Below are 5,390 nucleotides of genomic sequence, written 5' to 3'. Positions count from 1 at the left end.
CCCCACCGCCGTCGCCGACGGCTACCTGCGCGACGGCCGCGGCTTCGATCTGGCCAAGGTAAAGGGCTGGTATACCCAGGAGTGGTACCAAAACCACGACATCAACGAAGGCAGCACCACCGTTCGATTTGCCATGCCACAAGGGTTCTGGGAACGTGTGCTGGATAAACCCGACCGCTTCGGCAAGCTCAAGGCCCGCGCTGTGGGTAATTACAAGGGGTTGGTCTGGCAGGCGCCCATCTTCACAGACGCAGAATTGGCCGAAGCCGACCAGGTATTCGTTACCGAAGGCATTTTCGACGCTATCAGCTGGATTCATGCCGGCCGCGTGGCCGTCAGCAACATCAGCAGCAGCAACTTCCCCAGTGATCTGCTGGAACGCATCAAGAAGGCCTGCCCGGCCAACAAGAAGCTGCCCACTATCGTCTGGGCACAAGACGGCGACAAAGCCGGACGCGACGCTACGTTAAAGCATGTCGAACGCGCCGATCGCCTCGGTTTCAAAAGTGCTGCAGCCCAGCCAACCACGGCCAAACGCGATTGGAATGACTTGCACCAGCTCGGCCGCATGACCGACAAGGACATCGAGGAATACCTGCACCAGGGCGACTTGCTGTTGGCCAAGTCCCCAGCTGACAAAGCACTACTCATGTACCACAAGCGCGAGCGCCGCCAGTTCTGGTTCACCTTCGGCCACAAGCTCTATTGGTGGGAACTCAACATGGACGCCTACGACCGCGAAGTTGGCCGCGACGTCGATGCCAGTGCATTAACTGCAGAAGAGCGCGACCGCGCCCTCTCCAACGCTGGCGTCGTCAACTGCATCGCCACCGCCATCCCGCGACCTTTGTATTTCCAAGCCAATACGCAAACTGACGAAAGCTGGTACTACTTCCGCATCGAAACCGCCGACGGCATCTACAAAGCACCGTTCACGCCAAAACAGCTCACCGGCGCCAGCGAATTCAAAAACCGCCTGCTGGCCATCAAAAACGCCTGGTACACCGGCAGCGCCAAGCAGCTCGACCGCCTCATGCAAGACATGATGCACAACCTCAAAACCGTCGAAACCACCGACTTCATTGGCTACAGCAAGGAGCACAAGGCTTGGATCTTTAACGAAGTAGCTATCCGCGAAGGGCGCGCCCGCAAGATCAACAGCGAGGACTATTACGAATTCGGCAAGCTGTCAGTTAAATCACTCGCCAGCGAACCCCGCATCGACATCAACCTGAACACCCGCGAATACGACCGAAATTGGGCACAACACGTTATCGGCGCCTTCGGCAGTGCCGGCACCATTACCACAGCCTTTTTCCTCGGCAGTCTGTTTGCCGAACAGATCCGTGGTTTAACCAAAAGCTTTCCATTCTTTGAATTGGTGGGTCAGGCAGGTGCCGGTAAATCCACCCTCATTGAATTCCTCTGGAAGTGCCTGGGGCGCGAAGATTACGAAGGCTTCGACCCACAAAAGGCCACCACCGCCGCTCGCGCTCGCATGTTCTCGCAGGTCTCCAACCTGCCCGTCGTACTGATCGAATCCGACCGCGAAGCCACCGAAGGTGCCAAGGCCAAGCAGTTCGACTGGGACGACCTCAAAACCGCCTACAACGGCCGCGCCATGCGCTCCCGTGGTGTCAAAACTGGCGGCAACGAAACCTATGATCCACCGTTTCGTGGTTCCATCGTCATCTCCCAGAATGACCAAGTGGCAGCATCCGAGGCCATCCTCTCGCGAATCGTTCACATCACAGTTACCCGAGAGCATCAAACGCCTGAAACCAAACGCCATGCAGAATGGCTGGAGCGCTGCCCCATCGAATCGGTTTCCGGCTTTCTGGCTGAAGCAGCCATCAAAGAAAAGCAGATCATGGAACTGTTCCAGCAGTCGACGGTTAAGCATGAACAAACCCTGCTGGCCAACAGCAAGGTCCGCATGATCCGTATCGCCAAAAACCACGCCCAAATGATGGCACTGGTTGAATGCCTGGGCCCGCTCTGCCTCAACCTGATCGAAGACCACGACGTCGAGGACGCACTGGCCAACCTGGTGTACATGGCAGAAGCACGCCAGCAAGCCATCAATGCCGACCATCCCGTTGTTCAGGAATTCTGGGAAGCCGTCGACTACATCGAATCCAGCCGTGCCGACCCCCTGATAAACCACTACGGCAAGCCCGAGATGGGCTTTGCCATCAACGTCAAAGAGTTCGAGCGGTGGTGCGGCGAATTCAAGTTGCGGGTACCGGAATCACGCATTCTCAAGCAACACTTAAAAGGTTCCAAGTCGCGTAAGTTCGTCACCAGTAACCACCCGGTACGCTCAAAAATATCCGCCGATAAAACGGTTAAATGCTGGATATTCGAGGCGCCCAAATAATGCCTATTACCTATAACTGGCCATATCGTCCCGATTAGCACGGTATATAAAACGCCAGCACCAACCCCATAAAACCAGCTTTTTTACTTAATTAACGCCCTCGCCGGCGGGGCTTTTTGCAGCCCGAATTTACATATCGGAGTGAATATGACCACACCAATAAACCTCATCAACACCAGTGCTGACGACGCCAACACACTGCTCGATATTCAGGTCACCCGCGACCCGATCGCCGCACTGGAACTCATCGCTAACACCTACAAAGCCATGCAAACCCAGCAAAACCCACGCGCCACCCTGCGCAAATGCCTTGGTCGTGCTGGCCGGAACGCCCTAAAGAAACTGCAGCAAGGAGCCTGACCATGAACAGCCATATCGAATCCATTACCCGCAAAACGGCTGACGACGAAAGTGAAACCCCGGCAACCGTGCGCAAGTTCTGGCGCTGTAAGTTGAAGAATGACACCCGCGATTACATGGCGGCAGGAAACAGCATTCAGGTAATTGCCAACGGTGTATCGGCCCTTATCCCTCAGGCGTATTCGCTCAATGAACGCAAGCGTCAGGACTTCCTGCGTAGCCAGTTAAAAAGTAGCCAGGTGAAAAAAGGAGCCTGACATGGCACAGCAAGCAACCAAACAACCGGTGGCCATGCAGCTGGTTGCCAGCAACACCAATCCGCGACCACGTTTGGCCAGTTATCTGGAAGCAATGATCCGTCGCAACATCATCATCGAGGAAAACGCCAAGGCGACCATCTACGGCGACTTTTCCGCCGCCGATCTGGAGCGCCTGCGCCGCTGGAGGAACAAGCAATGATGCACGTTAAACAACTGCCGCAATGGCTGCTCATCGGCACGCTGGTCATGGTCTCCGGCTACTGTGAAGTCACCCTGTTCGTCGACTTCGCCGAAGACGGCAACACCATCGACCAGATCCAGCTGGGAGCCCTCGCGGGTTCACTGGTGCTGGCTCAGCACACGTTGGCGCAAAAGGCCGGCAGGCTATTCGCTAAAGGCCATTCCAAAGCCGCCGCTCTGCTGGGGCTGCTGGTTTTTGCCCTGCTTGCAATATCCATCACCGCCAGCACCGTGTTCTATGAAGCCCGCTATCAGGCCAGCCGCTCCGCCGACCTGCAAGCAGGAACCGGCTACCAGGTGCGCAGCCAGCTCATCGCCGACAAGCAGGCCAGCATTAGCAGCTTTCAGGATCTCGCCAACAAGGAAGAGGCCAAAGGCAACACTTGGATGGCAGGCCAACACCGCCTCAAGGCTCAGGAAATCCAACAACAGCTGCCGGCACTGCTGGCCGATCTGGAGCAGCTGCAGACGCCACAAACCAGCGCCGCCGGCATCGTCGCCGACCTGCTGGCCAACTACCGCTGGCTGGCATGGGTCGCCTTTGCATCCATCGCTGATTTCATACCCGGGCTTCTGATCGTGCTCGCCACCATCTATCCGGAAACCACCCGGCAACAGCGTAAACCCACAGAGCATGCGGGCTCTCCGGAGTTAACCTCATCAACTGAAGCAACACTGCAAACCCCGCAAGACGAAACACCAACCGATCAGCAACAAACCGAAAACCAGCAACCGCCGACCCTGTTCAAACTAATCGAACAACTCGACCGCATGCCCAGCTGGAAAGAATGCAACACCCGTGGAATGAGCTATCGGCAATACAAGAAACAACGCGACGAACTCGAAAAGGCAGGCATGGTCCGCAACGCCGGCGACGGCACCGGCTTCGAACTGGCAGCGGGAGGAGTGGCATGAAGATCATAATCAACGGCAAAACGGTCAATCTGAAATGGGCAAAGGGGCCGTTTATGGAATTGAAAGTATCCGCATTAGCTGAACTTGCAGGCTTTGATAGCCGCAACACTCAGAGCTATGCAGTCACAGTCACAGACATGTTTGGTGAGGGATCAGATGTTGTTTCGCGAGATTTTAAGCTGACCTTTAACCAACAGGAGTGGTACTCCGTGCATATCGAGCCAGCTCTTCAGAAGATTGATTTCGGGAAAAGGCCTCTGATACCTAGCGACTACATCGAGAGAAACATCAAAAACTTTCTCGAAGTTACTGATAGGTCAATGAAGCCCACGCCGAGCCGACTTCAAAGAGTTTGCCGCATTGGCTACAACCAAGCACTTGATACCCTGGAAGAAATGGAACGCCGAAAGATCGTTACAAAACTGGGGGACTGGGAATGGCAATGGTCTGAAATTTAAAGCTCCGGCCTAACCGGCCCGATAAGCCGGTTAGGCCCCGTCTGCTAAACCCTATCCTGACCCCATCGAATTACCGAGAGACACCACCATGCCAGATGGCTACGAAATCCGCGGCAAGAAAGTCCGCGTCTACTTCCGCTACAAAGGCGAGCTCTGCCGCGAACCGATCGGCAACGCCACGCCCGACAACATCAACCGGGCACAACGACTGGCGACCATCATCAACCTCGAAATCGAATCCGGCACGTTCGACTACGCCCGCCACTTCCCGGAATCTGAACGCATCAAGGCCAGCTCCTTCGGTCACTACGCCAGTATGTGGTTATCGATCCGCGAGGCCGACGTCGCTGCCAGCACCTGGAGAGCCGAGCGCAGCAAGTTCAACAAGCACATCCTGCCCAAATGGGCCGGACGCCAGATCAACAGCATCGACTACCTCGAAATCAAACTCTGGACCACCGAAGACCTGCGCGATTATTCCAACAAAATGATCAAGGAACTGGTTTACCTGGTCAGCTCCGTGTTTGAACTCTACAGCCGAGAGCACCGCACAGCGCTCAATCCCTGCAAGGACATCAACGTTAAACTGCCCGACGACGAAGACCCAGATCCGTTCGACCGCGACGAAATCAAAGCTCTAATGCAACTCGACACACCATACAAACAGGAACAGAACGGACTGGCGTTTGCGTTATGGGATGGCTGTCGCCTGTCTGAATGGACCGGTCTGGCATGGGAAGACGTCATCGATCTCGAACAAGGCATCGTCCGCTACGA

General features: G+C 55.7%; 7 protein-coding genes. All 7 read left to right on the top strand.

Going from position 1 to position 5,390, the window contains the following annotated elements; genetic code table 11:
* Positions 1–2,380: toprim domain-containing protein (locus G516_RS0113160; protein ID WP_028294045.1), on the top strand; the 2,380-nt coding region annotated here is incomplete at its 5' end.
* A gap of 147 nt (positions 2,381–2,527) precedes the next feature.
* Positions 2,528–2,740 carry a hypothetical protein gene (locus G516_RS0113155; RefSeq protein ID WP_028294044.1) on the top strand — a complete coding sequence of 71 codons (213 nt, stop codon included), beginning with the start codon at positions 2,528–2,530 and terminating at the stop codon, positions 2,738–2,740.
* A 2-nt stretch (positions 2,741–2,742) separates the two neighbouring features.
* Positions 2,743–2,997, top strand: a complete 255-nt coding sequence (locus G516_RS0113150) for a hypothetical protein (protein WP_028294043.1) — start codon at positions 2,743–2,745, stop codon at positions 2,995–2,997.
* Between the two features lies 1 nt (position 2,998).
* On the top strand, positions 2,999–3,199 hold the full coding sequence (locus G516_RS0113145; protein ID WP_028294042.1) for a hypothetical protein: 201 nt from the start codon (positions 2,999–3,001) through the stop codon (positions 3,197–3,199).
* Entirely contained in the window at positions 3,196–4,155 is a 960-nt protein-coding gene (locus G516_RS24880; RefSeq protein WP_028294041.1) for a hypothetical protein, read from the top strand. The genes G516_RS0113145 and G516_RS24880 overlap by 4 nt, the downstream gene beginning before the upstream one ends.
* Positions 4,152–4,613 carry a hypothetical protein gene (locus G516_RS0113135; RefSeq protein ID WP_028294040.1) on the top strand — a complete coding sequence of 154 codons (462 nt, stop codon included), beginning with the start codon at positions 4,152–4,154 and terminating at the stop codon, positions 4,611–4,613. The genes G516_RS24880 and G516_RS0113135 overlap by 4 nt, the downstream gene beginning before the upstream one ends.
* An 88-nt stretch (positions 4,614–4,701) precedes the next feature.
* Positions 4,702–5,390, top strand: a 689-nt coding sequence (locus tag G516_RS0113130) for an Arm DNA-binding domain-containing protein (RefSeq protein ID WP_036536499.1), incomplete at its 3' end; no start/stop codon positions are given.

The sequence above is a fragment of the Oceanobacter kriegii DSM 6294 genome (assembly GCF_000422845.1).
Classification (GTDB): Bacteria; Pseudomonadota; Gammaproteobacteria; order Pseudomonadales; family Oceanobacteraceae; genus Oceanobacter; species Oceanobacter kriegii.
Note: the sequence above shows the minus strand (reverse complement) of the source record. Positions and strands in the feature narration are given on the sequence as shown.